Here is a 24,981-nt window from a genome sequence, read left to right as displayed (position 1 = left end):
TGTCCGGGGCGCGGCGCGGGCGCGTTCACGGGCCCGTCGGCTCCGGGCCCGTCAGTTCCGGGCCCGTCGGCTCCGGGCCCGTCGGCTCCGGGCCCGCCAGCTCCGGGCCCGCCGGCTCCCGGCCCGTCATCAGGGGAACAGCTCCTCCTGGGCCGCGTCACGCGCCCGTACGAGGGCCCCCCGCAGGACCGCCGTGTCGCCGAGGGCGGTGGCACGGACCTCGGTGCGCAGCGGCGAGAGCCCCGCGAGCGCGGCCTCGACGCGGGCGGCGAGCTCCGGGCCGCCCTGGTGGCCGGTCTCGCCGGCCAGGACCACGCAGCCCGGGTCCAGCACGGCGGCCACGGCCGCCGCGCCGACCGCCAGGCGGTGCGCCAGGGCGTCCAGGAACGGGCCGTGGCCGGAGGCGAGGGCCGTCTCCGGGTCGAGGCCGTGGGCGACGGCCAGCGCCTGCACGGCGGCGACGCAGGCCAGCTCGTGGAAGCCGCCGTCGCAGCCGAAGGCCGAGGGCAGCCCCGAGGTGCCGGGCACCGGCAGGAAGCCGAGCTCGCCGGCGCCGCCGGAGGCCCCGCGGCGCAGCCTGCCGTCCAGGACGACCGCCGCGCCGACCCCCTGGCCGAGCCACAGCAGGACGAAGTCCTCGCGGTCGCGGGCCGCGCCCTCGCGCAGTTCGGCGACGGCGGCGAGGTTGGTCTCGTTCTCGACCAGGACGTGGGCCGGCAGCCGCTCCTGGAGGAAGCCGACGAGCCGGCGGTGCCAGGCGGGCAGCCCCGTGGAGTCGCGCAGTTCGCCGGTGGCCGGGTCGATGAGGCCGGGCGCGCCGACGGCCACGGTGTGCAGCCGGTCGACGCCGGCCTCCTTCGCGGTCCGTTCGAGGAGCGCGACGGCCCTCTCCACCGCGGGGCCGGTGCCGTCGTGGTCGCCCACGGGCGCGGCCGCCTCGGCGAGCGTGGCGCCGAGCAGGTCGGTGACGGTGACCGCCACGGAGCGGGTGCGCACGTCGAGCGCGGCGAGGTGGGCGCGGTCGGCGACGATCCCGTACAGCCGGGCGTTGGGGCCGCGGCGCTCGGCGCCCGCCTCGCCGACGACCTGGACGAGCCCGGAGCCGCTGAGCCGTTCGACGAGGTCGGCCACGGTGGGCCGGGAGAGCCCTGTGAGGGTCTTGAGCTGGGTCGCCGTCAACGGGCCCTCGTCCTGGAGCAGGCGCAGGGCGAGCCGGTCGTTGATGGCCCGGGCGGTGCTCGGGGATGCGGCCATGCGGTGATCCTCTCAGACGATCCGACAGGGGTACCGCCCGCCCCACTATTTATCAGGCAGGGTTCCTGATAGTTTACGCGACCAACAGCACACACCGGTTCCGGGGAGGGCACCACATGGCGGACACGACCGTCTTCACCACCCAGCGGCTACGGCGGGCCCGCTTCGCCGTCGCCGCCGTCTTCTGCGTGCACGGCGCCGTCACCGGCAGCTTCGCGACCCGGATCCCCTGGATCCAGGAGCACGCGGGCGTCAGCGCGGGCCAGCTCGGCCTCGCCCTGGCCTTCCCCGCCATCGGCGCCTCGCTGGCGATGCCGCTGGCCGGGGCGATCAGCCACCGCTTCGGCGCCCGCACCGCCCTGCGCGGCCTGCTCGCGCTCTGGACGCTCGCGCTGATCCTGCCCTCGCTCGCGCCGAACGTGTACGGGCTGTGCGCCGTGCTCTTCGTCTACGGCGCCACGGCCGGCATGTCCGACGTGGCGATGAACGCCCTCGGCGTCGAGGTCGAGACCCGGCTCGGCCGCTCGATCATGTCCAGCCTGCACGGCATGTGGAGCGTGGGCGCCCTGCTCGGCTCCGCGGCCGGCACCCTCGCCGCCCACCTCGGCGTCGACGCCCGGGTGCACCACCTGATCGCCGCTCTGGTCCTCACCGCCCTCGGCCTGGTCTTCTGCCAGGGCGTCCTGGACCTGCGCAGCACCCCCGAGGAGGAGGCGCCGCCGCGCTTCGCGCTGCCGCCGAAGTCGGCCCTGGTGATCGGCGCGATCGGCTTCTGCGCGGTCTTCGCGGAGGGCGCGAGCCTCGACTGGTCCGCGGTCTACCTCAAGGACGAGCTGGGCACCTCGGCCGGGCTCGCGGCCGCCTCGACCACCGCCTTCGCGCTGACCATGGCCGTCGCGCGGCTGGCCGGCGACCGGGTCGTGGACCGCTTCGGCGCGGAGCGCACGGTACGGGCCGGGGGGCTGGCGGCCACGGCCGGCGGGCTGCTCGTGGTGTTCGCCCCGCACGCGGCCCTGGCGATGGCCGGATTCGGGCTGATCGGGCTCGGGGTGGCGGTCGTCGTCCCGCTGGCCTTCGCCGCCGCCGGGCGCAGCGGCCCGAACCCCAGCCAGGCCATCGCGGGCGTCGCCACCATCACGTACACCTCGGGGCTCATCGCCCCCTCGGCGATCGGCGGCATCGCGAACGCGACCTCCCTGATCGTCTCCTTCGGCCTGGTCACGCTGCTGTCCTTCGGGCTGGTCCTGGGCGCGGGCGTGCTGCGGGGCGGGGCCCGGACCGCGACCGGGGCCGGCGGGACCGCCGGGACCGGCGCGGACGTCCGGGAAGGGGTCCGCTGACCGGCGGCGCATTACCATGTGGCTGATCTTTTTCGGCCATGACCCGGCCATCGGAACCCGGAGAACTGGAGCGACCACATGAGCCTCGGCGTGCGCTGGACCCTGCACGGCGACGGGAGGACCCCCGCGCCCGGGGCCGTCGTCCGGCCGGACGAGCGCCTGTCCTGGCCCCGTACGGCCGGGCTCGGCGCCCAGCACGTGGTCGCGATGTTCGGCGCCTCGTTCGTCGCCCCGGTGCTCATGGGTCTGGACCCGAACCTGGCGATCATGATGTCCGGCGTCGCGACCGTGATCTTCCTGCTCGCGACCCGCGGCACCGTCCCCTCGTACCTGGGCTGCTCGCTCTCGTTCGTGGGCGTGGCCGCCGCGATCCGGGCCTCCGGCGGCTCCAGCGCGACCGTGACCGGCGCGGTGTTCGTGGTCGGCGCGGTGCTGTTCCTGGCCGGCCTCGCGGTGCGGAGGTTCGGCGCGCGGATCATCCACGCGGCGATGCCGCCGGTGGTCACCGGTGCCGTGGTCATGCTGATCGGCTTCAACCTGGCGCCGGTCACGGCGTCCACGTACTGGCCGCAGGACCAGTGGACGGCACTCCTCGTGATGCTCTTCACCGGTCTCGCCGTGGTCTGCCTGCGCGGCTTCTGGTCGCGGATCGCGATCTTCCTCGGGCTGATCTTCGGCTACGCGATCTCCTGGGTCTTCGACCTGGTCTTCGGCAAGATCCACTCGATGTCCGCGAGCGGTGAGGTCACCGACCACTGGCGGCTCGACCTCTCCGGCGTCTCCCAGGCCGACTGGATCGGCCTGCCCACCTTCCACGGCCCCAGCTTCGAGTGGTCCGCGATCCTGGTGGCACTGCCCGTGGTCATCGCGCTGATCGCGGAGAACGCCGGACACGTGAAGGCCGTCGGCGAGATGACCGGCGACAACCTGGACGACAAGCTGGGCACCGCGATCGCCGCGGACGGCGCCGCCTCCATGCTCTCCACCGCCGTGGGCGGTCCGCCGAACACCACCTACTCCGAGAACATCGGCGTCATGGCCGCCACCCGCGTCTACTCCACCGCCGCCTACTGGGCCGCGGCCGGCTTCGCGCTGCTCTTCGGCCTCTGCCCGAAGTTCGGCGCGATCGTGGCCGCCATCCCCGGCGGCGTGCTCGGCGGCATCACCGTGATCCTCTACGGCATGATCGGCCTGCTCGGCGCCCAGATCTGGATCAACGCCAAGGTGGACCTGCGCAACCCGCTCAACCTGGTGCCCGCCGCGGCCGGCATCATCATCGGCGTCGGCGGGGTGAAGCTCACCTTCACCGACACCTTCGAGCTCGGCGGCATCGCCCTCGGCACCATCGTGGTCATCACCGGCTACCACGTGCTGCGCGCCTTCGCCCCGGCCCACCTGAAGCAGCAGGAGCCCCTGCTGGACTCCGGCACCAGCTCGTACGAGGGCACGGCGGGAGAGGGCACGGCGGGAGAGGGCACGGCGGGCGACGGGAAGACCGCCAAGCCCTAGCCGATTCGCCCGTTCTGGGGAAGCCGGGCGGCGGAAGCCCTCCGTCCGGCTCCCGGGCTGCCACGCTGCACCCATGGCGCAGACGCAGCACTTCCCCGTCGGGCCCTTCACCGCCGTCGACCCCGTGGTGGACCGGATGCGGGCCTTCCGCGCGGCCTGGCACCCGGCCGACGGGGTCGCGGTGTTCAACCGGGTCTATCTGACCGTCACCGAGGAGATCGGCCACGCCATCGAGGCGGGCACCTTCGCCGACCGGCGGGCCGCCGCCACCCTCGACGTGCGCTTCGCCCAGCGCTACCTGGCCGTGGTCGAGGCGGTCGGCACCGGCGCCCCGCCCCCGGCCTGCTGGCGCCCGCTGTTCCACTACCGCCGGCATCCCGGCGTGCGGCCGCTGCAGTTCGCGCTGGCCGGGATCAACGCGCACATCGGGCACGACCTGGCCCTCGCCGTGGTCGACACCTGCCGGACCCTCGACTGCGCCCCGGCGGAGCTGGAGGACGACTTCGACCGGGTCGGCGACATCCTCGTCCTCCTGGAGGAGCGCATCCGGGAGGAACTGATGCCGGGCCCGGACCTCCTGGAGGTCGCGGACCCGCTGACGCATCTGCTCGGCTGCTGGAGCCTGGACCGGGCCCGCGACGGGGCCTGGCTCGCCGCCCGCTCGCTGTGGCAGCTGCGGCGGCTGCCCGACCTGGCCGAGGAGTTCGCCGAACGCCTCGACCGGTCGGTGGGCCTGGTGGGGCGGATGCTGCTCACCCCGCTGGCCCGCCCCTAGGAAGGGGCCGTGGATCAGTCCTCCGGCAGCTCGACCGGGGCGATCTCGTCGTACACGTCGCCCGGGCCCGGGTTGGTGGCGTCCGTCGCGCCGCCGAAGTGGTGCATCACGCCCCAGACCGCGTTGAGCGCCGTCTGCACCGCGCCCTCGGCCCAGCCGGCCGTCCAGGAGATGTCGTCGCCGGCGAGGAAGATGCCGCGCTTGTCCTCCGGCAGGCGGTCCTGCATGAAGTGGGTGAACAGGCGCCGCTGGTAGCGGTAGTGGCCCGGGAGGTTGGCCTTGAACGCGCCCATGAAGTAGGGCTCGTTCTCCCAGGAGACGGTGACCGGGTTGCCGATGATGTGCTTGCGGATGTCGACGTTCGGGTAGATCTCGCCGAGCGACTTCAGCATGACCTCCATCCGCTCGTTCGCGGACAGCGGCAGCCACTTCAGGCTGTCGTCGCACCACGTGTACGAGAGGCAGATGGTGGCCGGCTTGTCCGGGCCGTCGTCCAGCAGGTAGGTGCCGCGGGTCATCCGGTCGGTGAGCGTCATCGACATGACGTCGCGGCCCGTCACCTCGTCCTTGTCCAGCCAGAACGGCCGGTCCACCGGCACGAAGAGCTTCGAGGACTCCATGTAGTGGGTCCGCTCCATCGCCGTCCAGTGGTCGATCGGGAAGAGCGAGTCGTCGCAGGCGATCTTGGACAGCAGCATCCAGGACTGGGCGGTGAAGATCGCCGCCTGGTACGTGCGGATGTCGCCGGAGGCGTCGGTGACGGTGATCCGGTTGCCGGCCGCGCGGGTCAGCCGGGTCACGGCCGGGCGCGGGGTGCCCTCGTGCAGGGAGCTCAGCGAGGTGCCCTGCGCCCAGTGGACGATCTTCTCCGGCTCGCGCTCCCACAGGCGCAGCGGCAGCTGCTGCGAGCCGCCGACGATGCCGCGGTGGTGGTCGTCCGCCTCGGTGTAGACGACCCGGAGGATCTCCAGGATGGAGTTCGGGAAGTCGGTGTCCCAGCCGCCGGTGCCGAAGCCGACCTGGCCGAAGATCTCGCGCTTGCGGAAGGACTGGAAGGCCTCGGACTTGCAGAGGAAGCCGTAGAAGGTCTCGTCGTCGAGCTTCTCGACGAGCCTGGCCCAGATCTCGCGGATCCGCGGGACGTCGCGCTCGCGCATCGCCCGGTTCATGTCGGAGAAGTCGGCGCCCTCGTCGAGGCAGGCGTTCCAGGCCTCGGCGACGTCGCGGTAGATCTGCGGCAGGTCGGCGATGGTCTCGGCGTAGTGGGTCTCGCCCTTGAGGTCGACGACGGTCGACGGGGTGGCCTCGGCCAGCGGGTTCGGGAACGGCGTGGTCTCCAGGCCGACCAGGTCGATGTAGTGCTGGAGCGCGGTGGAGGAGGGCGGGAAGCGCATCGCGCCCATCTCGGCGGTCAGACCCTCGGTCTCCGGGCCCTCGAAGCCGACGGTGCGCAGCCGGCCGCCGATCTGGTCGGCCTCGTAGACGACGGGCTTGAGGCCCATCTTCATCAGCTCGTAGGCGGCGATGATGCCGGACAGGCCGCCGCCGATGATCGCGACCTCGGTGCCGTGCTCGGTCGCGGGGACCTGCCCGAGACCGGCCGCGTGGGCGAGGAAGTCGTCGTAGGCGTACGGGAAGTCCGGACCGAACATGGTGATCGGCGGCTGCTGCTCGTCGGCGTGCTCGACGGCGTTGGGCACGGTGGACGTCATGGGGTACGGACTCCTTGCACGAAAAGGGTGAAGCTGGGGAGGGGAGGTCGGGGGGCGGCTCAGGCCCGGTCGTGGACCAGGGGGCCGTACAGGCCGGGGCGCCGGTCGCGGAGGTAGGGGTTCTCCGCGCGGGAGGCCGCGAGGAAGTCGGTGTCGACGTCGCCGATCACCAGGTCCTCGCCCCGTCCGGCGCGGACCCGGGCGGTGCCGTCGGGGGCGGCGAGCGTGGACAGGCCGACGAACTCGAAGTCGCCCTCGGGGCCGGTCCGGTTGGCGTACGCGATGTAGATCTGGTTCTCGAAGGCGCGCACGGGGACGACGGACTCGGGGACGACCTCGGCCGGGTGCATGAGCGCGGTCGGCACGAGGAGGAGGTCCGTGCCGGCCAGCGCCTGCGCCCGTACGTTCTCGGGGAACTCGACGTCGTAGCAGATCATCAGGCCGACGGTGAGGCCGGCGATCTCCGCCTGGACCACGGCGCTGTCGCCGGGCGTGAACCACTTCAGCTCGAAGTCGCCGAAGAGGTGGGTCTTCCGGTAGTGGGCGAGGACGGCGCCGTCGGCGCCGAAGAGCTGCGCGGAGTTGTGGAGCACCCCGTGCGCCTCGACGTCCCGCTCCGGGTAGCCGTAGCCGACGGCCAGGCCGTGGCGGGCGGCGATCGCGGCGACCGCCTGCGCGGAGGGGCCGTCGGACGGCTCGGCGAGGCGGGCGATGTCGGCGCCGATGGCGTAGCCCGTGAGGAACAGCTCGGGGGCGAGGAGCAGCCCGGCCCCGGCGGCCGCGGCGCGGCCGGCGGCCTCGTCGAGGATCTTGAGATTGGCGGCCACGTCACCGAGCTGTCCGGAGCTCTGGAGCAGGGCGGTGCGCAGCGCGGGCATCGGCGATCCTCGGGGCAGAAGGTGAGGGAGTAATTCAAAAGGAAGACGTCAAAAACGGTACGGTTCCGGGCTCCGCCGGGACAAGGCGAGACCGTTGCGGACCGACCGTCGAACCATTGCGCGATCGTCGCTCTCCGCGGCGATTCGTTGCGCGCCCCTCCGACCCGGGCCGTACGGCTCCCCCGCCGTGCGGCGGAGACGCGGACCGTTCCCTGGCCCGACGCCGTGCGGCGGCCTGCGCGGAAGAGTGGTGGTCGTCCGGTTGACCTGCCGAAAGGACCGAAACGACATGAACCGCCGTACGAAGATCGCCGCCGTGACCGCCGCCCTGCTGATCACCGTCGGAGCGGCCGGCTCCGCCGTCGCCTCGGGCGACGGGAAGGGCGGGCACCGGGAGGCGGCGGCACTGACCGGCAGCGCGAAGCTCTACCGGCCGGCCGGCGACGACATCACCTTCAGCTTCGACGCGCATCTGCCGGCGAAGGACCGCAACAACCCGCTGGCCGCCACCGGCACCTTCCGCTACAGCCACTTCAAGGGGGACTGGGGCGGCACCGCCGAGGTGAAGGTCGACTGCCTCGCCACGGGCGGCAAGGTGGCGACGGTGACCGGCGTCGTCACGAAGACCGACGTGCCCGGCCTCCTGCACAAGCGGGTCGGCGTGTCGGTGCACGACGACGGCGGGCACGACCGGCTGGGCTACAGCTGGGCGGCGTCCGACCCGACGAAGGACGAGGTCCCGCCCTGCAACAGCGTCGCCCCGTTCGAGCGGGTCAAGTCCGGCACCGGCGACTTCACGGTGCTGCCCTGGCAGTTCACGTACCCGACCGAGTAGGCGCCGGGAGGGACCGGGAGAGACCGCCCCACGGGGGTGGGCGGGCGAAGGGCGGCGCGGGTACCACGGCCCACGCCGTCCGGACCCGCCCGGCCCGTGCGGGCTACGCGGGCGAGCCGGAGGAGAAGCGCCGCAGCAGCGGCGAGAGCACCAGCACGGACTTGGTGCGCTCCACGAAGGGCTCGCCCGCGATCCGCTCCAGGACGCGCTCGAAGTGGCGCATGTCGGAGGCGAAGACCTGGACGACGGCGTCCGCGTCACCCGTGACGGTCGACGCGGACACCACCTCCGGATACCGCTCCAGACCTCGCCGGATGTCCTCCGGCGAGGTGTTGTGGCGGCAGTAGATCTCGACGAACCCCTCCGTCTCCCAGCCGAGCGCCGCCGGGTCCACCCGTACGGTGAAGCCGGTGATGGCGCCCTCGGCCCGGAGCCGGTCCACCCGCCGCTTGACCGCGGGCGCGGAGAGTCCGACCAGCGAGCCGATGTCGGCGTAGCTGCGGCGGGCGTCTTCCGCGAGGGCGTGGACGATGCGTTCGTCGAGGTCGTTGAGTCGCACTACGGGTGGATCACTTCTCTGCGGGGGCCTCTGCCAGGGCCGGGGCCGTGGCCAGTCGGGAGCGGCGCATGCCGTACAGGAAGTAGAACACGAGACCCGCGGCCATCCAGCAACCGAAGACCACCCAGGTGACGGCGTCGAGGCTGAACATGTTGTACGCGCAGAAGCCGAAGCCGAGCACCGGGAAGACGGGGCCGAGCGCCACCTTGAAGGTGCGCGGCATGTCGGGGCGCGTGTAGCGGAGCACGATGACCGCGATGTTGACCAGGCCGAAGGCGAAGAGGGTGCCGATGCTGGTCGCGTCGACGAGCTTGCCGAGCGGGATGACCGAGGCGAGCGCGGCGCAGAACAGGGAGACGATCACCGTGTTGACGCGCGGGGTGCCGGTCTTCGGGCTGACCTTGCCGAAGGCCTTCGGGACGAGGCCGTCGCGGGACATCGCGAAGAGGACGCGGGTCTGGCCGTAGAGCACGGTCAGGACGACGCTGGCGATGGAGATGACCGCGCCGGCGGCGAGCATCGTGCCCCAGAAGGTCTGGCCCGTGACGTCGTTCATGATCGCCGCGAGGGTGGCCTCCGAGCCGGCGAAGTCCTTCCACTTCCAGGCGCCGACGGCGACCGCGGCGACGAGGACGTAGAGGACGGTGACGATGAGCAGCGAGAGCATGATCGCCCGCGGCAGGTCGCGCTTGGGGTCCTTGGCCTCCTCGCCGGCCGTGGAGGCCGCGTCGAAGCCGATGTAGGAGAAGAACAGGCTGGCGCTGGCGGCGCCGACACCGGCCATGCCGAGCGGCATGAAGTCCTTGTAGTTGCCGGACTTGAAGCCCATGAAGCCGATGGCGCAGAAGAGCACGAGCGCGGCGATCTTCACCACGACCATGATCGTGTTGAGCGTGGCGGACTCACGGGCGCCGCCGAGCAGCATGACCATCGCCAGCAGGACGACGATGAGGCCGGGCAGGTTGATCAGGCCGCCCTCGCCCGGGGCGGAGGAGAGCACGTCGGGGATGGTGACGCCGATGGTGCCGTCGAGCAGCTCGTTGAGGTACTCGCCCCAGCCGACCGCCACGGCGGCCACGGAAACGCCGTACTCCAGGACCAGGCACCAGCCGCAGACCCAGGCGACGAGTTCACCCATCGTTGCGTACGCGTACGAGTACGAGGAACCCGCGACCGGTATGGAGCCGGCCAGCTCGGCGTACGAGAGGGCCGAGAAGAGCGCCGTGAGACCGGCGATCACGAAGGACAGCGTGACGGCGGGACCGGCCTTGGGGACGGCCGAGCCGAGCACGACGAAGATGCCGGTGCCGAGCGTCGCACCGATGCTGATCATCGTCAGCTGCCACATGCCGAGCGTGCGGCGGAGCGAGCCGCCCTCGCCCTGGCCACCCTCTGCGACCAGGTTCTCCACCGGCTTGCGGCGGGCCAGGGCGGAGAGCACGGACGTCTTGCGGGCGGTCGAATCCTCGACCGGGGGGGCTGCGCCATGGTCCAGCACTGCGGGGGCTCCTTATCGCTGCCTGACGATGAGGCGGGGACCGCGGCGGTACGCGGGCATGACTGAACAGCCCACGGGGGAAGGGGGGAACCGCCGAGCAGGCGGTCGCCGCCACTCCTGGTACGGGGCATGAGCCTAAGGGCTGGAGCTTCGCACTCGTAATGCAGGGTTGTTGCGCACTGCCGGATGATCATTGCGCGCTTGCGGCGCAGACGGGGAAACATTGCGCTCCCCCGCATGAATCGACACATCAGGGGCATGGAGCGACCCGTGCGCGCACCTTGACTCCTCGGGTCGGATGACCCACGCTGCACCCCCTGGACGGAGGTCCCCGTGAGCTGGCTGGAGCCCGCCCCCTTCCTTCGCGGCACGGCCTGGCTGGACGGCGACCGGCCGGTGCGCGCCGACCCCGCCGACCTGGGGCGGCTGCCCTGGGACATCGCCGAGCGGGCCGCGCTGCCCATCGGGGTGCGGGTCGAGTTCAGCGCGGCGCCGGGCACCCGGGCGGTGGAGCTGCGCTACCGGGCGGCGGCCCCCCGGCCCGGGGACGCGCTGCGCGCGCTGCGGCACGGCTTCGCACTCTGGCAGGGCCGGCGCTGCCTCGCCGAGGTGTTCGCGGAACCGGCCGAGGAGAGCTCGGTGCGGCTCGAACTCCCTTCCGGAGGAGGCGAGTTCACCGTCCACCTGCCCGAGGGCCAGGCACCGGTCGTCCGCGCCCTGCGGCCGGTCGGCGGCGCCCTCTCCCCCGCGCCCCGGCGCCCCCGCTGGCTGGTCCACGGCGACTCCATCACCGAGGGCTGGTGGTCGACCCGCCCCGCGCACTCCTGGCCCGCGACGGCCGGCCGGACGCTCGGCCTTGACCCGGTCAACCTCGGCTACGCCGGCGGCGCCCGCGGCGAACTCCCGCTCGCCGAGCACCTCGCCCGGCTCCCCGGCGAGCTGATCACCCTCGCCTTCGGCACCAACTGCTGGGGCACCGTGCCCTGTTCGGCCCCGCTCCTGTACGAGACCACCCGCGCGTTCGTCGGCCTCGTGCGCCGCGGGCACCCCGGCACCCCGCTGCTGCTGCTCTCCCCCGTGCTGCGTCCGGCGGCCGAACGGACCGGCAACGCCCTCGGCGCCACCCTCGCGGAGCTGCGGACGGCCATGGAGGAGGCCGTGCGCGACCTCGTGGCGGCCGGCGACGCCCGGCTGGCCCTGTTGCCCGGCCGGCCGCTGCTGGGGCCGCAGGACCTCGCCGACGGGCTCCACCCCAACGACCGGGGCCACCGGCGGATCGCGGCGGCGGTGGCGGAGGCGCTGCGGTCCGCGGGCTTCGTGCGCGCGGGAACGCCACGGGCCCCCGGGAGGGATCTCCCGGGGGCCCGTGGACGGCTCTAGCGGAACCGGCGGACGTCAGCTCCAGCTGGCGTGCAGCGGCTTGCCCTCGGCGTAACCGGCGGCGGACTGGATGCCGACGGTGGCCTTCTCCTCGAACTCGGCGAGCGAGCTGGCACCGGCGTAGGTGCAGGAGGAGCGGACACCGGCGATGATCGAGTCGATCAGGTCCTCGACGCCCGGGCGCTGCGGGTCGAGGAACATGCGCGAGGTGGAGATGCCCTCCTCGAACAGCGCCTTGCGGGCGCGGTCGTAGGAGGACTCGTCGCTCGTGCGGTTCCGGACGGCGCGGGCCGAGGCCATGCCGAAGGACTCCTTGTACGCGCGGCCCTGCGCGTCGTGCTGGAGGTCGCCCGGGGACTCGTAGGTCCCGGCGAACCAGGAGCCGATCATGACGTTGGACGCACCGGCGGCGAGCGCCATGGCGACGTCGCGCGGGTGACGGACACCGCCGTCGGCCCAGACGTGCTTGCCGTACTTCTTCGCCTCGGCGGCGCACTCCAGGACGGCGGAGAACTGCGGGCGGCCCACGCCGGTCATCATGCGGGTGGTGCACATGGCACCGGGGCCCACACCGACCTTGATGATGTCCGCGCCGGCCTCGATGAGGTCCTTGACGCCCTCGGCGGCGACGATGTTGCCGGCCACGATCGGCACCTGCGGGTCGATCGCCCGGACGGTCCTGATCGCGCTGATCATCGACTCCTGGTGGCCGTGCGCGGTGTCGATGACGAGCGTGTCCACGCCCGCGTCGAGCAGCTGCTTGGCCTTGCCCGCCACGTCGCCGTTGATGCCGACGGCGGCGGCGATGCGCAGACCGCCCTTGGCGTCGACGGCGGGGCTGTACAGGGTCGCGCGGAGCGCGCCCTTGCGCGTGAGGATGCCGACCAGGCGCCCGTCCTTGTCGACGGCCGGGGCGTAGCGTCGGTTGGCGGCGTCGAGGGTGTTGAAGGCCTCGCGCGGCTCGATGTCGGCGTCGAGGAGCAGCAGGTCCTTGGACATGACCTCGGACAGCTGGGTGAAGCGGTCCACGCCGGACAGGTCGGCGTCGGTGACGACGCCAACCGGACGCCGGTCCTCGTCCACGACGACACCGGCGTCGTGCGCCCGCTTGGGCAGCAGGGACAGCGCGTCGGCGACGGTCTGGTGCGGCTCCAGGACGATGGGGGTGTCCAGGACGTGGTGCCGGCTCTTGACCCAGCCGATGACGTCGGTGACGACCTCGATCGGGATGTCCTGGGGGATGACGACCAGGCCGCCGCGACGGGCGACGGTCTCGGCCATGCGGCGGCCGGCGATGGCGGTCATGTTGGCGACGACGAGCGGGATCGTCGTACCGGTCCCGTCGGGCGAGGAGAGGTCCACGGCCTGCCGGGAACCCACGGCCGAGCGGCTCGGCACCATGAACACATCGTCGTACGTGAGGTCGTACGGCGGCTTGACGTCATTGAGGAAACGCACGTGCTGACATCCCAGTCGTTCGGATCGGCCCCTAGGCATTTCAGCCAGGGGAAAAAGCACGTAGTTCATTGTCCCACGCCTGTACGAATACCAGCCCCGGGCGATTCATCCGAGGCTTCGGGGAGGTCTTTCGTCGTTTCCTCCGAAGACCTCCCCCAGGGAGACGAGGACGGTGAGGCGCGTGGGGCCCTCCTCTACGGCCGCGGCGAAGACCTCCTGGGCGAGCTGCCAGTCCCGCGGGCGGCTCCGCCCGAACTCCTGCCAGCCGGTGACGACGAGCGCGACGGGCCCGGGCAGGTCGGTGAGGCAGTCGGCCAGGGCGTCCCAGTTGCGGCCGAACCAGTCGGGCAGGGCCAGCGCGGCGGCGCAGCGCTCCATGAAGGCGGCCTTGTCGGCGACCCCGTGCAGGTCGAGGACGACGGGGTCGCCGAGCTCATCGAGCCTCATCCGCGACCACCTCCCGGAAGCTCTCGTAGTGGTCGTCGGTGTAGTACACGTCCCCGTCCCGCCCGGTCACGATCCGCCGGGCCCCTCGGTCGCGCTCGCCCGGGGTCCGGACCGTGTACTCGTGGTAGTAGCCGCGCTTGTGCTGCGGCAGGACGCGCTCGAAGTTCGAGAACACGGTGCCGTCCTTGGCGTACGGGAAGGGCCCGCCGGCCCTGATGAGCGCGAGGGTCCGCCGGGCCTCGGCGGGCAGCGCGCCCTCCTGGACCGTGGGGAGCCGGGAGAAGCGCGTCGGCGCCGCCCCCGGGGTCCCGGTGCTCTGGGGCGGGGCGGCGGCCGTGGTGCGCGAGGGGGCGGCCGTGGCGGTGCCCGTGGCGGTACCGGGGCTCGTGCCGGCGGAGGTCCCGCCGGAGCACCCGGTCAGGAACAGCAGCGAGAGCCCGGCCAGCAGGGCGAGCCCGAGCCGGGCGCATCGCAGGATCATGGTCCCGATGCTGCCACCGACCGGGGCCGGCGACACGAACGCCCCGCCGGGTCAGCGGCGGGGCGTGTCGGAGCGGGGTGCGGCTCAGATGCCGTCCGGGTCCGCGCGGTCCAGGGCCGGGCGGGGGCCCGGGCTGGACTCGGTGAGCAGGTAGTCGGCCGCCGAGCGGTCCGTCACGAGGCTGGTGACCAGGCCCGAGCGGAGCACCGCGCCGATCGCCGCCGCCTTGCGCTGGCCGCCCGCGATGGCCACGACCTCGGGGATCCGGCGCAGCCGGTCCGCCTCGACGGTGATGCACCGCTCGCCCAGGTCGCGGCCGACCCGGCGGCCCTCCGTGTCGAAGAGGTGCGCGGACATCTCGGCGGCGACGCCGAGCGAGGCGTAGTGCGCGCGCTCCTCGTCGGAGAGCATGTCGTGGACGGTGGAGATGCCCGGCTCCCAGGAACCGATGGAGACGCAGGCGACCGTCACCTTGTCGAAGTACTCGAAGGCCCGCGCGATGCCGGTCTGGCTGCGCAGCGCGGCCGCCGTGGCCGGGTCCGGCAGCAGCATCGGCGCGTAGATCGGGTGCGCCTCGCCGCCGGAGACCTGGGCGGCCCGCCGGACCGCCTCGACCGAGCCGCGCTCGGCCGTGCCGGCGTCGTAGACGCCGGTGAGCTGGACGACGGTGCAGGGCGGCAGCCGGTCGAGGGCCGCCGCCATGTGGATGGTGGAGCGGCCCCAGGCCAGGCCCAGGACGTCGCCCTCGGTGACCAGCTCGCCGAGCAGGTCGGCCGCGACCTCGCCGAGGTTCTCCGGGTCGGGCGACTCGTCCTCGCCCTCCGCCGGCGACTCGACGACGACGGCGTGGCGGAGCCCGTAGCGGGCGCGGAGCGCGTCGGAGCGCTCGGCGTCCAGCTCCGCCGGTACGCGGATCTCGATGCGCACGAGGTCGCGCTCCAGGGCGGTCTCCAGGACCCGGGCCACCTTGAAGCGGCTCACGCCGAACTCCTCGGCGATCTGGATCTTGGACTTGCCCTCGAGGTAGAAGCGGCGGGCCATGGCCGCCGCCTGCACGAGCTCCGCGGGTCCCATCCGCAGGGCTGACCGTCCCGCCGACATACCCGCCACCGCGATCTCCTCACTGCTGTTCACGTACGGCTGCTCACGTACTGCGTCTCACGTGCTGGCACTGCTTCACTGCGTCACTGCTGTGGTCACCGGGTCTTGCGCGCCCGGTGGCGTTCACACTCTGGACTCACCGTTCATCCTGTCAGATCCGGTGGGTCCTGTTCGGTTCTGTCGGCGGCCCGACGGGCCGCGTTCATGTACCGGAGGCCCGTTGGCGGCTCAGTGGCCACACGCCCAGGCCGCCGAGGCGGTCGCGGCCTCCGCGCCGGCCCGCAGGGAGCGGACGGCGGCGGCCGGGTCGGCGGCGCCGTAGACGGCGGAACCGGCCACGAAGACGTCCGCGCCGGCCTCCGCGCACCGCTCGATCGTGGACTCCGCGACACCGCCGTCGACCTGGAGCCACAGCTCCAGACCGTGCTTGGAGATCAGCTCACGGGTGCGGCGGATCTTCGGCAGCATGATGTCGAGGAAGGCCTGACCGCCGAAGCCGGGCTCGACCGTCATGATCAGGAGCATGTCCAGCTCGGGCAGCAGGTCCTCGTACGGCTCGATGGGCGTGGCCGGCTTGAGCGCCATGGACGCCCTGGCCCCCTTGGCCCGGATCTCCCGCGCCAGCCGCACCGGCGCGGCCGCCGCCTCGACGTGGAAGGTGACCGACCCGGCGCCGGCCTCCACGTACTGCGGGGCCCAGCGGTCCGGGTCCTCGATCATGAGGTGGCAGTCCAGCGGGGTGTCCGTCGCCCGGCTGAGCGACTCGACCACCGGCACGCCCAGCGTCAGGTTGGGCACGAAGTGGTTGTCCATCACGTCGACATGCAGCCAGTCCGCCCCGTCGACCGCCTTCGCCTCCTCGGCGAGCCGGGCGAAATCCGCGGACAGGATGCTGGGATTGATCTGCGCCATGTGCCAAGCCTGCCATGTTCTTGAGCACTTCTTTGCCGCGAAGCGGTTCGAGTACGGAGAAGGAGGTCCCGTACTGGTACAGACCAGGTGATTCCGCCGCCCGGGTGTCAGGCGGTACGGCGGATCAGCGCCAGATACATGGCGTCCGTACCGTGCAGATGCGGCCAGAGCTGTACGTCGGGCCCGTCGCCCAGGTCCGGGACTCCCGGCAGCAGCGGCCGGGCGTCGATCAGCTCGGCGCCGCCCACCTTCTTCAGGACGTCGTCGACGACCACCCGGGTCTCGGCCAGGTGCGGGGAGCAGGTCGCGTACCCGACGACCCCGCCGACCCGGACGGACCGCAGCGCCTCGGTGAGCAGCCCGCGCTGGAGCGGGGCGAAGCCGTCGAGGTCGGAGGGACGGCGGCGCCAGCGGGCCTCGGGGCGGCGGCGCAGCGCGCCGAGCCCGGAGCAGGGCACGTCCATCAGGACCCGGTCGAAGACGCCCTCGCGCCACGGCGGGCGCGTGCCGTCGGCGGCGATGACCTGGTACGGGCCGGGGTTGCCGGCCAGGGCGCGCTCGACGAGCCGGGCGCGGTGCGGCTGCTTCTCGGAGGCCAGCAGGGCGGCGCCGCGCTCGGCGGCCAGGGCGCCCAGCAGGGAGGCCTTGCCGCCGGGGCCCGCGCAGCCGTCGAGCCAGCGGGCGTCGGGGCCGTCGAGCGGGGCGTTGGCGAGGGCGATGGCGACGAGCTGGCTGCCCTCGTCCTGGACGCCCGCGCGGCCCTCCGCGACGGCCTGGAGCGCGCCGGGCTCGCCGCCCTCGGCCAGCTTCACCGCGTACGGCGACCAGCTGCCCGGCTCGGTCTCGGCCGCGGCCGCCAGCTCCTCGGTGGTGGACCGGCCGGGCCGGGCGACGAGGGTCACGGCGGGCCGCTCGTTGTCGGCCTCCAGGAGCGCCTCGATCCCGGCGCGCCCGCCGCCCAGGGAGTCCCACAGCGCGGAGACGACCCAGCGGGGGTGCGAGTGGACGACGGCGAGGTGGTCCTCGGCGTCGACGTCGTACGGCGGCGCGACCCGCTCCACCCAGGTGTCGAAGTCGTCCTGCGCGATCTTGCGGAGCACCGCGTTGACGAACTTGGCCCGCCCGTCGCCGAGCACCACCCGGGCCAGCTCGACGCTGGCGGAGACGGCCGCGTGGCTCGGGATGCGGGTGCCGAGCAGCTGGTGCGCGCCGAGCGCGAGCACGTCGAGCACCGGCGGGTCGACCTCGCGCAGCGGCCGGTCGATGCAGGCGGCGATGATCGCGTCGTACGTCCCCTGGCGGCGCAGCGTCCCGTAGACGAGCTCGGTCGCGAGGGCCGCGTCCCGCCCGTCGAACTTCTCGGGCCCCTCCTTCTCCCGGGCCTTCTTCAGCAGCGGCGGCAGGACGAGGTTGGCGTACGCGTCCCGCTCGTCCACCGCCCGCAGCGCCTCGAAGGCCAGGATCCGGACGGGGTCCTTCTTGGGGCGCCGGTAGGGCTTGGGGGTACGGGGACGTGCCTGCTCGCTCAAAGGTGCTCCGCGTGAGAAGTGAACCGGTGGAGAGGGTGGAGAGGGTGGGGACGGTGAAGCGGGTGTTACGGGTGCTGCGAGTGATACGTGGGGGGGGCGGCCGGGGCCAGCTGGTGTCCGGCCGGGTCCTACCGGTGTCCGGCCGGGTCCTACCCGTGTCCGGCCGGTCATGGCCGACGACGGCCGGTGGCCGACGACGGCCGGATCGGCCGGCCCACTGGGGACTCCGGATCAGCCACGGCTGCCGTGGCCGCCGGAAACTCCGGTGGCGCCCAGGGACGCCGTGGACGCCGGTGGACGCCGGGAGCGCCTCCCGGCCCTCCCGACCCTCCCAGCCTACGTCCGCCGCCGGGGCGTCACGCCCCGACCCGCTCCCCGGGCGCGATGCGGACGCCGCGCGCCCAGTCGGCCGCCTTCATCGGCTTCTTGCCCTGGGGCTGGACCCACAGCAGCTCGACCGCGTGGGAGCCGGTGCCGACGTACACGTTGTTCTTGCCGACGACGAGCTCGCCCGGGGCCGGCTCCGCGCGGTCCGGGACGAGGGCGACCTGGATCAGCTTGAGGCGCTCGCCGCGGAACAGGGTCCAGGCGCCGGGGGCCGGGGTGCAGCCGCGGACGACCCGGTCGACGCGCAGCGCCGGGGCCGCGAAGTCGACGTGCGCGTCCTCGACCTGGATCTTCGGGGCGTGCGTGATGCCGTCGGCGGGCTGCGGCACGGCCTTGAGGGAGCCGTCCTCGATGCCGTCCATGGTGGCGGCGAGCAGCCCGGCGCCCGCGAAGGCGAGCCGGGTGAGCAGGTCACCGCTGGTGTCGGTGGGGCGGACGTCCTCGGTGACCACTCCGTAGACGGGGCCGGAGTCCAGGCCCTCCTCGATCTGGAAGGTCGAGGCGCCGGTGACCTGGTCGCCGGACATCACGGCGTGCTGCACCGGCGCGGCGCCGCGCCACGCGGGCAGCAGCGAGAAGTGCAGGTTGACCCAGCCGTGCGCGGGGATGTCGAGGGCCACGCGGGGCAGCAGGGCGCCGTAGGCGACGACCGGGCAGCAGTCGGGCGCGATCTCGCGCAGCCGGGCGAGGAAGGCCTCGTCGCGGGGCCGCTCCGGCTTGAGGATCTCGATCCCGGCCTCCGCCGCCCGTTCGGCGACGGGGCTCGCGACGAGCCGCCGCCCACGGCCCGCGGGCGCGTCGGGACGGGTGACGACGGCGGCCACCTCGTGCCGCCCGGAGGCGAGCAGGGCGTCCAGGGCGGGCACGGCGACCTCGGGGGTACCAGCGAAGACGAGCTTCACGCGGGAAAACCTCGCATCTCGGGGCGATCGGGGTACCTCCCCGTCCGGGCGGAGCCGAGAAACCCGGGGGAGGGCAGCGCACCAGTCTAGGCCGGTCCGACGGCGGCGGCGCTCCGGGTGGGCGGCGCCCTCCGCCGGTCGCTCCGAGGGGGCGTACGCGTGGGCGAGCGCCCTGTGCATATGCGTGTACGCCCCCGCAGCGTGACCCAACCCCGGGTGGCGCGTTGGTCAAGAGAGATTGACCGAATCGGGTCGCCCCTCCCCCAGCGGCCCGCCCCTTTTCACGCCGGTTCGAGAGGCTTATCCATGGCCGACCACGCAACCCACGACGCCCAGGCCCGGGCGAGTCTGCACCTGCTGGTGCGGGACATCGAGCGGGTCCGGCGGCAGGTGGACGCACTGCGCACGCTGACGGCCCAGCTGGGCAATGTCTACCGCCCTCGCCGCTCCGCCCCGTCCACGGGCTTCGTCGTCTACGGGCGCGCCCCCGCCCCGACCGTCCGCCTCGCCCAGGAGCTCCGGGACAGCGTCGAGACCCTGGTGACGGCGGCGGTGGACTTCGACCGCTCCCTCGGGTTCTCGTGGGACGCGGTGGGCTCCGCGCTCGGAGTCACCAAGCAGGCGGTGCACCGTCGCTACGGTTCCCGCCGCGCCCCGCAGCCGGGCGCCGCCCTGGAGCAGGAGCGCGCCCCCGAGGCGACCACGACCCGCACGCTGCCGGTGGTCCCGCCGGCCCGCAGCATGCCGCCCCAGCCCACCTCGGGCAGCCAGACCCTCCGCGAGGAGCACCGCCCGCCGGCCTTCCCGGCCCCGCGCAACGGCTGACCCCTCAGCACCCCGGAAGGCCGCCCGCCGCGCACGAACCGCGACGGGCGGCCTTCCGCCGTGTGCGGGGCCGCTGCCGCCGTCTCCTCAGCCGATGTCGGGCGGATCCACCCGCACCCGCACCGGCTCGCCCCCGCCCCGCGCGAGGCGGGAGGCCTGTGCCTGCTTCAGGGCCAGGGCCAGGGCCGCGCCGCTGCCCGGCGGGACGCGGATCAGGGCCCGCTCCCACTGCTCGCCCGGCGGGGTGTCGCCGGGGCGGCGGGGGCCGCCGGGACGGGTGACGGGGAGCGGGACGGGGCCGAGGATCTCGGCGTCGGGAGGGAGCGCGGCGGCGGCCAGGAAGGCCGCGAGGGCCTCCGGGGGGCCGGCGACGGCGGCCATCCGCGAGACCGGCGGGAAGCCGAGCTCGGCCCGCTCGGCGAGCTCCCGCTGGGCGTGGCCGACGGGGTCCCAGCGGACGAGGGCCTGGACCGGCCGGAGGGTGGGCTCGGCTACGACCACGACGGTGCCTCCCTCCTCCTGGCCGCGGACGAGGGAGGCCGCGTCGATCCAGCGCCGCAGCGCCTCCTCGCCCGCGCGCAGGTCGGGGCGGCCGAGCATGGCCCAGCCGTCGAGCAGCAGCGCGGCCGCGTAGCCGCCCTCGGCGACGGGCTCGGCGCCGGGCGTGCTCACGACGAGGGCGGGGCGGCCGGGCACCCGGTCGAGGACGTGGTCGCGGCCGGAGGTGCGTACGGGGACGGCGGGGAAGGCCCGGCCGAGCTCCTCGGCCGTGCGGCGGGCGCCGACGACCTGGGCCCGCAGCCGGGTGGAGCCGCACTCGACGCAGTGCCAGTCGTCGGCGCCGCGCCCGCACCAGCCGCACGTCAGCGCCTGCTGGTCGGGGGCCTCCAGGGGCCCGGAGCAGTGCCGGCAGCGGGCGGGCGTGCGGCAGCGCTCGCAGGCGAGCCGGGGCACGTACCCGCGCCGGGGCACCTGGACGAGCACCGGGCCGGTCTTCAGCCCTTCGCGGACGACCTGCCAGGCGAGCGTGGGCAGCCGGGCGGCGCGGGCGGCCTCGTCGCGGGCGAGGTCGGTGTCGCCGACGGTCCGTACGAGGGGGGCGGCGGCCCGCACCTGATCGCGGCCGGCGGCCAGCGGCCGGGCCCAGCCGGACTCGACGAGCTGGGCGGCCTCGACGGTGCAGCCGGTGGAGCCGAGCAGGAACGCGCACCGGTCGTGGGCGGCGCGCAGCAGCAGGACGTCACGGGCGTGCGGCTGGGGGGCGTGCGGCTCGCTGTGGCTGGTGTCGCCGTCGTCCCAGATGACGACGAGCCCGAGGTCGCGGACGGGCGCGAACATCGCGGCCCGGGTGCCGACGACGGCGCGGACGGCTCCGCGCCGCACGGCGAGCCACTGGGCGTACCGCTTCTCGGGCCCGGCCTCGGCGGTCAGGACGGCGTGCCGCCCCTCTCCGAGGAGCGCCGTGAGGGCCTGGTCCACACGGTCGACGGCCCGCCCGTCGGGGACGACGACGAGGGCGCCGCGCCCGGAGGCGAGGGTGGCGCCGACGGCGCGGGCGATCTCCTCGGCCCAGTGCGGCCCGGGCAGCGCGTTCCAGACGGCCCGCGGCGCCCCGCCGCGCGCCAGGGAGTCCAGGAACGCGGCCCCCCGCTCGTACCGCCCCCAGCTCCCCGCCTCGGGCGCGGCCGGGGGCGGCAAGGGGGCGGGCGAGGGCCTGCTCTCGGCGCGGGCGTTGCGCGGCGGTACGGCGAGCTGGAGCACGTCGGCGAGGCTGCCGGCGTACCGGTCGGCCACCGCGCGGGCGAGCCCGAGCTGCTCGGGGCCGAGCACGGGCTCGGGCGAGACGACGTCGGCGAGCGCGGCGAGCGGTCCGGAGTAGTCCGAGTGGGCGCGCCGCTCCACGAGGAACCCGTCGATGAGCCGCCCGCCCTCGCGCCGCCCGCCCCTGACCTGATGCGCCCCGGCCCCGAACCGCACCCGCACCCGCACCCCCGGCCGCGCGGCCTCGTCGAGCTCCTCGGGCACGGCGTAGTCGAAGAACTGGTCGAGGTGGAGCACGCCCTTGTTGACCACGACCCGCGCCACGGGCAGCTCCTTGGCCAGCGCGGCCCCCCGCCACGTCCGGGGCTTGGCCCGCGGCACCTTCGCCTGGCGCACGGTCTCCCGGATGAGCGCGAGCTGCTCGGGCTCCCCGTGCCCCTCGGGCTTCTCGGGCTTCTCGTTCTCGCTGCTCACAGCCCCATACCTACCAGACGCCACCGACAGTCAGGAGGACGAGCCGAAGGCCCGGCACCCCCCGAGGGGTGCCGGGCCTTCGGCGACTGCCGTGGGGGCCAGGGCTCAGATGCCCGCGGCCTTCTTCAGCGCGTCCACGCGGTCGGTGCGCTCCCAGGTGAAGTCCGGCAGCTCGCGGCCGAAGTGGCCGTAGGCGGCGGTCTGGGAGTAGATCGGGCGGAGCAGGTCGAGGTCGCGGATGATCGCGGCCGGGCGGAGGTCGAAGACCTCGGCGATGGCGTGCTCGATCTTCTCGGTCTCGATCGTGTTGGTGCCGAAGGTCTCGACGAAGAGGCCGACGGGCTCCGCCTTGCCGATCGCGTACGCGACCTGGACCTCGCAGCGGGAGGCGAGGCCCGCGGCGACGACGTTCTTGGCGACCCAGCGCATGGCGTAGGCGGCCGAGCGGTCGACCTTCGACGGGTCCTTGCCGGAGAAGGCGCCGCCACCGTGGCGGGCCATGCCGCCGTAGGTGTCGATGATGATCTTGCGACCGGTGAGGCCGGCGTCGCCCATCGGGCCGCCGATCTCGAAGCGGCCGGTCGGGTTGACCAGGAGGCGGTAGCCCTCGGTGTCCAGCTTGATGCCGTCCTCGACGAGCTGCTTCAGCACGTGCTCGACGACGAACTCGCGGATGTCGGGCGCGAGCAGCGACTCGAGGTCGATGTCGGAGGCGTGCTGCGAGGAGACGACCACGGTGTCGAGGCGGACGGCCTTGTCGCCGTCGTACTCGATGGTGACCTGGGTCTTGCCGTCGGGGCGCAGGTACGGGATGGTCCCGTTCTTGCGGACCTCGGTGAGGCGGCGGGAGAGCCGGTGCGCGACGTGGATCGGGAGCGGCATGAGCTCCGGGGTCTCGTCCGACGCGTAGCCGAACATCAGGCCCTGGTCGCCGGCGCCCTGCTTGTCGAGCTCGTCCTCGTCACCCTCGACGCGCGACTCGTAGGCGGTGTCGACGCCCTGCGCGATGTCGGGGGACTGCGACCCGATGGAGACCGAGACGCCGCAGGAGGCGCCGTCGAAGCCCTTCTTCGAGGAGTCGTACCCGATGTCGAGGATCTTGTTGCGGACGAGGGTGGGGATGTCCGCCCACGCCTTCGTGGTGACCTCGCCGGCCACGTGCACGAGGCCGGTGGTGATCAGGGTCTCGACGGCGACGCGGGAGGTGGGGTCCTCCTTGAGAAGCGCGTCGAGGATGGTGTCACTGATCTGGTCAGCGATCTTGTCGGGGTGACCCTCGGTGACGGACTCCGAGGTGAACAGACGACGGGACACAACGCTCCCTGGGGTTGCAGCGGCTGCTGGCTCAACGAATGCGGACCGGCAGGGGGCTGCGCCCCGCGACGTTCCGAGAACAGTCTATCGGTCACGATCGGGTATCTGGCCAGGACTCCTGGCACGTGATTCCCGGAGGAGAGTGGAAATCGCCCGTCACACGAGGGAAATTGTCCGGTATTGGTCGTTTTGGGTACGCCATCGCGACGAAAACCGGACGGTCAGTTCCCTTGACGGGTACCCCGCCCGGCCGCATCTGCCACCCACGTCACACCCGTGTCACGGCCGTCGCCCTCCCGACGCTGCCAGGAGGGCACCGAAGATGGCGAGAACACGGGAGGTCAGGACGGGTGCACGCGCAGTCGCGGCAGCACCAGGTCCCAGACCGTCTCCGCGAGCGCCTCCTTCGGCCCGTACGGGACCGGGGTCTCGGTGCCGTCGGCGGCGAGGACCACGGCCTCGTTCTCCTCGGAGCCGAAGGTCTTGCGCTCCCCCACCTCGTTGACGACGAGCAGGTCGCAGCCCTTGCGGCGCAGCTTCGTGCGGCCGTTGGCGAGGACGTCGTCGGTCTCGGCGGCGAAGCCGACGACGACCTGGCCGGGCAGGGCGCGCTCGGCGGACAGCTCGGCGAGGATGTCGGGGTTGCGGACCAGCTCGACGGTCGGGGAGCCTCCGTCGTCGGTCTTCTTGATCTTGCCGGTGGCGTAGGCGGCGGGCCGGAAGTCGGCGACCGCGGCCGCCATCACGACGGCGTCGGCGTCGGCGACGGCCTTGAGGACCGCCTCGCGCAGCTGGAGGGCGGTGCCGACGCGCACGACGTCGACGCCGGCCGGGTCGGGCAGGCCGGTGTTGGCCTCCACCAGGGTGACCCGGGCGCCGCGGGCGGCGGCGGCCTTGGCGAGGGCGTAGCCCTGCTTGCCGGAGGAGCGGTTGCCCAGGTAGCGGACCGGGTCGAGCGGCTCGCGGGTGCCGCCGGCGCTGACCACGACGTGGCGGCCGGCCAGGTCGGGGTCGGTGACCCCGCGGGCCAGCACGCTGCGGCAGATCTCGAAGATCTCGCCGGGATCGGGGAGGCGGCCCTTGCCTGTGTCGACGCCGGTCAGCCGGCCGACGGCGGGCTCGATGACGACGGCGCCGCGGCGGCGCAGCGTCGCCACGTTCTCCTGGGTGGCCGGGTGCTCCCACATCTCCGTGTGCATGGCCGGGGCGAAGACGACCGGGCAGCGCGCGGTGAGCAGCGTGTTGGTGAGCAGGTCGTCCGCGAGTCCGTGGGCGGCCTTGGCCAGCATGTCGGCGGTGGCAGGGGCGACGACGACCAGGTCGGCGCCCTGTCCGATGCGGACGTGCGGGACCTCGTGGACGGACTCCCACACCTCGGTGGAGACCGGGTGGCCGGACAGCGCGGACCAGGTGGCCGCGCCGACGAAGTGCAGGGCGGAGTCGGTGGGCACGACGCGGACGTCATGGCCGGACTCGGTCAGCCGCCGCAGCAGCTCGCACGCCTTGTACGCGGCGATTCCGCCGCTCACACCCAGGACGACCTTCGGCTTGGCCACGACTTCCCCTGCTCCCCGCACTCGGACGCGTACGACTCCATGAGACACCACAGGCCCGGCGGATGTTCCGCCGGGCCTGTGGTGACAACCGTTA

21 protein-coding genes are annotated in these 24,981 nt (G+C 73.6%); 6 read left to right on the top strand and 15 right to left on the bottom strand.

All coding sequences use genetic code 11. The features are described from left to right. Positions 1–129: 129 nt before the first annotated feature. Positions 130–1,254, bottom strand: a complete 1,125-nt coding sequence (locus ABD981_RS32820; RefSeq protein ID WP_046907441.1) for an ROK family transcriptional regulator — start codon at positions 1,252–1,254, stop codon at positions 130–132. A 116-nt stretch (positions 1,255–1,370) separates the two neighbouring features. On the opposite strand from ABD981_RS32820, the gene ABD981_RS32815 reads away from it, so the two are divergent. From ABD981_RS32815 to ABD981_RS32805, 3 genes are all read left to right on the top strand, one after another. Further along, positions 1,371–2,594, top strand: coding sequence for an MFS transporter (locus tag ABD981_RS32815; RefSeq protein ID WP_046907442.1), 1,224 nt, complete (start codon positions 1,371–1,373; stop codon positions 2,592–2,594). A gap of 78 nt (positions 2,595–2,672) precedes the next feature. Next, positions 2,673–4,103, top strand: a complete 1,431-nt coding sequence (locus ABD981_RS32810) for a uracil-xanthine permease family protein (protein ID WP_046907443.1) — start codon at positions 2,673–2,675, stop codon at positions 4,101–4,103. A 73-nt stretch (positions 4,104–4,176) separates the two neighbouring features. Beyond that, positions 4,177–4,878: a DUF5995 family protein gene (locus tag ABD981_RS32805; RefSeq protein ID WP_046907444.1), complete on the top strand. Its 702-nt coding sequence runs from the start codon at positions 4,177–4,179 to the stop codon at positions 4,876–4,878. 14 nt (positions 4,879–4,892) lie between these two features. Here ABD981_RS32805 and ABD981_RS32800 read toward each other — a convergent pair whose 3' ends face one another. Then, a complete protein-coding gene (locus ABD981_RS32800; protein ID WP_046907445.1) occupies positions 4,893–6,590 on the bottom strand; it encodes a flavin monoamine oxidase family protein in 1,698 nt (565 codons plus the stop codon). 59 nt (positions 6,591–6,649) lie between these two features. Continuing rightward, entirely contained in the window at positions 6,650–7,468 is an 819-nt protein-coding gene (locus tag ABD981_RS32795) for a carbon-nitrogen hydrolase family protein (RefSeq protein WP_046907446.1), read from the bottom strand. Between the two features lie 289 nt (positions 7,469–7,757). Between ABD981_RS32795 and ABD981_RS32790 the strand changes: the two genes are divergently transcribed. After that, positions 7,758–8,303, top strand: coding sequence for a hypothetical protein (locus tag ABD981_RS32790; protein WP_046907447.1), 546 nt, complete (start codon positions 7,758–7,760; stop codon positions 8,301–8,303). 103 nt (positions 8,304–8,406) lie between these two features. Here ABD981_RS32790 and ABD981_RS32785 read toward each other — a convergent pair whose 3' ends face one another. Continuing rightward, a complete protein-coding gene (locus ABD981_RS32785; protein ID WP_030691274.1) occupies positions 8,407–8,862 on the bottom strand; it encodes an Lrp/AsnC family transcriptional regulator in 456 nt (151 codons plus the stop codon). 10 nt (positions 8,863–8,872) lie between these two features. Continuing rightward, positions 8,873–10,360, bottom strand: coding sequence for an amino acid permease (locus ABD981_RS32780; RefSeq protein ID WP_046907448.1), 1,488 nt, complete (start codon positions 10,358–10,360; stop codon positions 8,873–8,875). Positions 10,361–10,693: 333 nt separating this feature from the next. On the opposite strand from ABD981_RS32780, the gene ABD981_RS32775 reads away from it, so the two are divergent. Continuing rightward, the gene (locus ABD981_RS32775) at positions 10,694–11,740 is read left to right on the top strand and encodes a GDSL-type esterase/lipase family protein (RefSeq protein WP_046907449.1); all 1,047 of its coding nucleotides are present in this window, start codon (positions 10,694–10,696) and stop codon (positions 11,738–11,740) included. A gap of 15 nt (positions 11,741–11,755) precedes the next feature. Here ABD981_RS32775 and ABD981_RS32770 read toward each other — a convergent pair whose 3' ends face one another. The 7 genes from ABD981_RS32770 to fmt form a co-directional block, all read right to left on the bottom strand. Beyond that, entirely contained in the window at positions 11,756–13,198 is a 1,443-nt protein-coding gene (locus ABD981_RS32770) for a GuaB1 family IMP dehydrogenase-related protein (protein ID WP_046907450.1), read from the bottom strand. Positions 13,199–13,303: 105 nt separating this feature from the next. Next, complete coding sequence (locus tag ABD981_RS32765; RefSeq protein ID WP_046907451.1) at positions 13,304–13,645, bottom strand: barstar family protein; 342 nt, start codon at positions 13,643–13,645, stop codon at positions 13,304–13,306. Continuing rightward, positions 13,632–14,126, bottom strand: a complete 495-nt coding sequence (locus ABD981_RS32760) for a guanyl-specific ribonuclease (protein ID WP_046907525.1) — start codon at positions 14,124–14,126, stop codon at positions 13,632–13,634. The genes ABD981_RS32765 and ABD981_RS32760 overlap by 14 nt, the downstream gene beginning before the upstream one ends. A gap of 84 nt (positions 14,127–14,210) precedes the next feature. Then, complete coding sequence (locus ABD981_RS32755) at positions 14,211–15,260, bottom strand: sugar-binding transcriptional regulator (RefSeq protein ID WP_123954411.1); 1,050 nt, start codon at positions 15,258–15,260, stop codon at positions 14,211–14,213. Between the two features lie 195 nt (positions 15,261–15,455). Further along, entirely contained in the window at positions 15,456–16,139 is a 684-nt protein-coding gene (gene rpe / locus ABD981_RS32750) for a ribulose-phosphate 3-epimerase (RefSeq protein ID WP_046907453.1), read from the bottom strand. Between the two features lie 107 nt (positions 16,140–16,246). Next, complete coding sequence (locus ABD981_RS32745; RefSeq protein ID WP_046907454.1) at positions 16,247–17,668, bottom strand: RsmB/NOP family class I SAM-dependent RNA methyltransferase; 1,422 nt, start codon at positions 17,666–17,668, stop codon at positions 16,247–16,249. Between the two features lie 356 nt (positions 17,669–18,024). Continuing rightward, positions 18,025–18,957 carry a methionyl-tRNA formyltransferase gene (fmt, locus tag ABD981_RS32740; protein WP_046907455.1) on the bottom strand — a complete coding sequence of 311 codons (933 nt, stop codon included), beginning with the start codon at positions 18,955–18,957 and terminating at the stop codon, positions 18,025–18,027. Between the two features lie 306 nt (positions 18,958–19,263). Here fmt and ABD981_RS32735 point away from each other — a divergent pair, with 306 nt between their 5' ends. Continuing rightward, on the top strand, positions 19,264–19,782 hold the full coding sequence (locus ABD981_RS32735) for a hypothetical protein (protein ID WP_046907456.1): 519 nt from the start codon (positions 19,264–19,266) through the stop codon (positions 19,780–19,782). An 87-nt stretch (positions 19,783–19,869) separates the two neighbouring features. Here ABD981_RS32735 and ABD981_RS32730 read toward each other — a convergent pair whose 3' ends face one another. The 3 genes from ABD981_RS32730 to coaBC all read right to left on the bottom strand — a co-directional run bounded on the left by ABD981_RS32730 (position 19,870) and on the right by coaBC (position 24,887). Further along, entirely contained in the window at positions 19,870–22,017 is a 2,148-nt protein-coding gene (locus ABD981_RS32730; RefSeq protein WP_046907457.1) for a primosomal protein N', read from the bottom strand. A gap of 105 nt (positions 22,018–22,122) precedes the next feature. Continuing rightward, positions 22,123–23,331 (bottom strand): methionine adenosyltransferase, encoded by a 1,209-nt coding sequence (gene metK / locus ABD981_RS32725; RefSeq protein ID WP_046907458.1) that lies wholly within the window; start codon positions 23,329–23,331, stop codon positions 22,123–22,125. Positions 23,332–23,672: 341 nt separating this feature from the next. After that, positions 23,673–24,887 (bottom strand): bifunctional phosphopantothenoylcysteine decarboxylase/phosphopantothenate--cysteine ligase CoaBC, encoded by a 1,215-nt coding sequence (gene coaBC, locus ABD981_RS32720; protein ID WP_046907459.1) that lies wholly within the window; start codon positions 24,885–24,887, stop codon positions 23,673–23,675. Positions 24,888–24,981: the final 94 nt, after the last annotated feature.

It is taken from the genome of Streptomyces showdoensis (assembly GCF_039535475.1).
Taxonomy (GTDB): Bacteria; Actinomycetota; Actinomycetes; order Streptomycetales; family Streptomycetaceae; genus Streptomyces; species Streptomyces showdoensis.
Note: the sequence above shows the minus strand (reverse complement) of the source record. Positions and strands in the feature narration are given on the sequence as shown.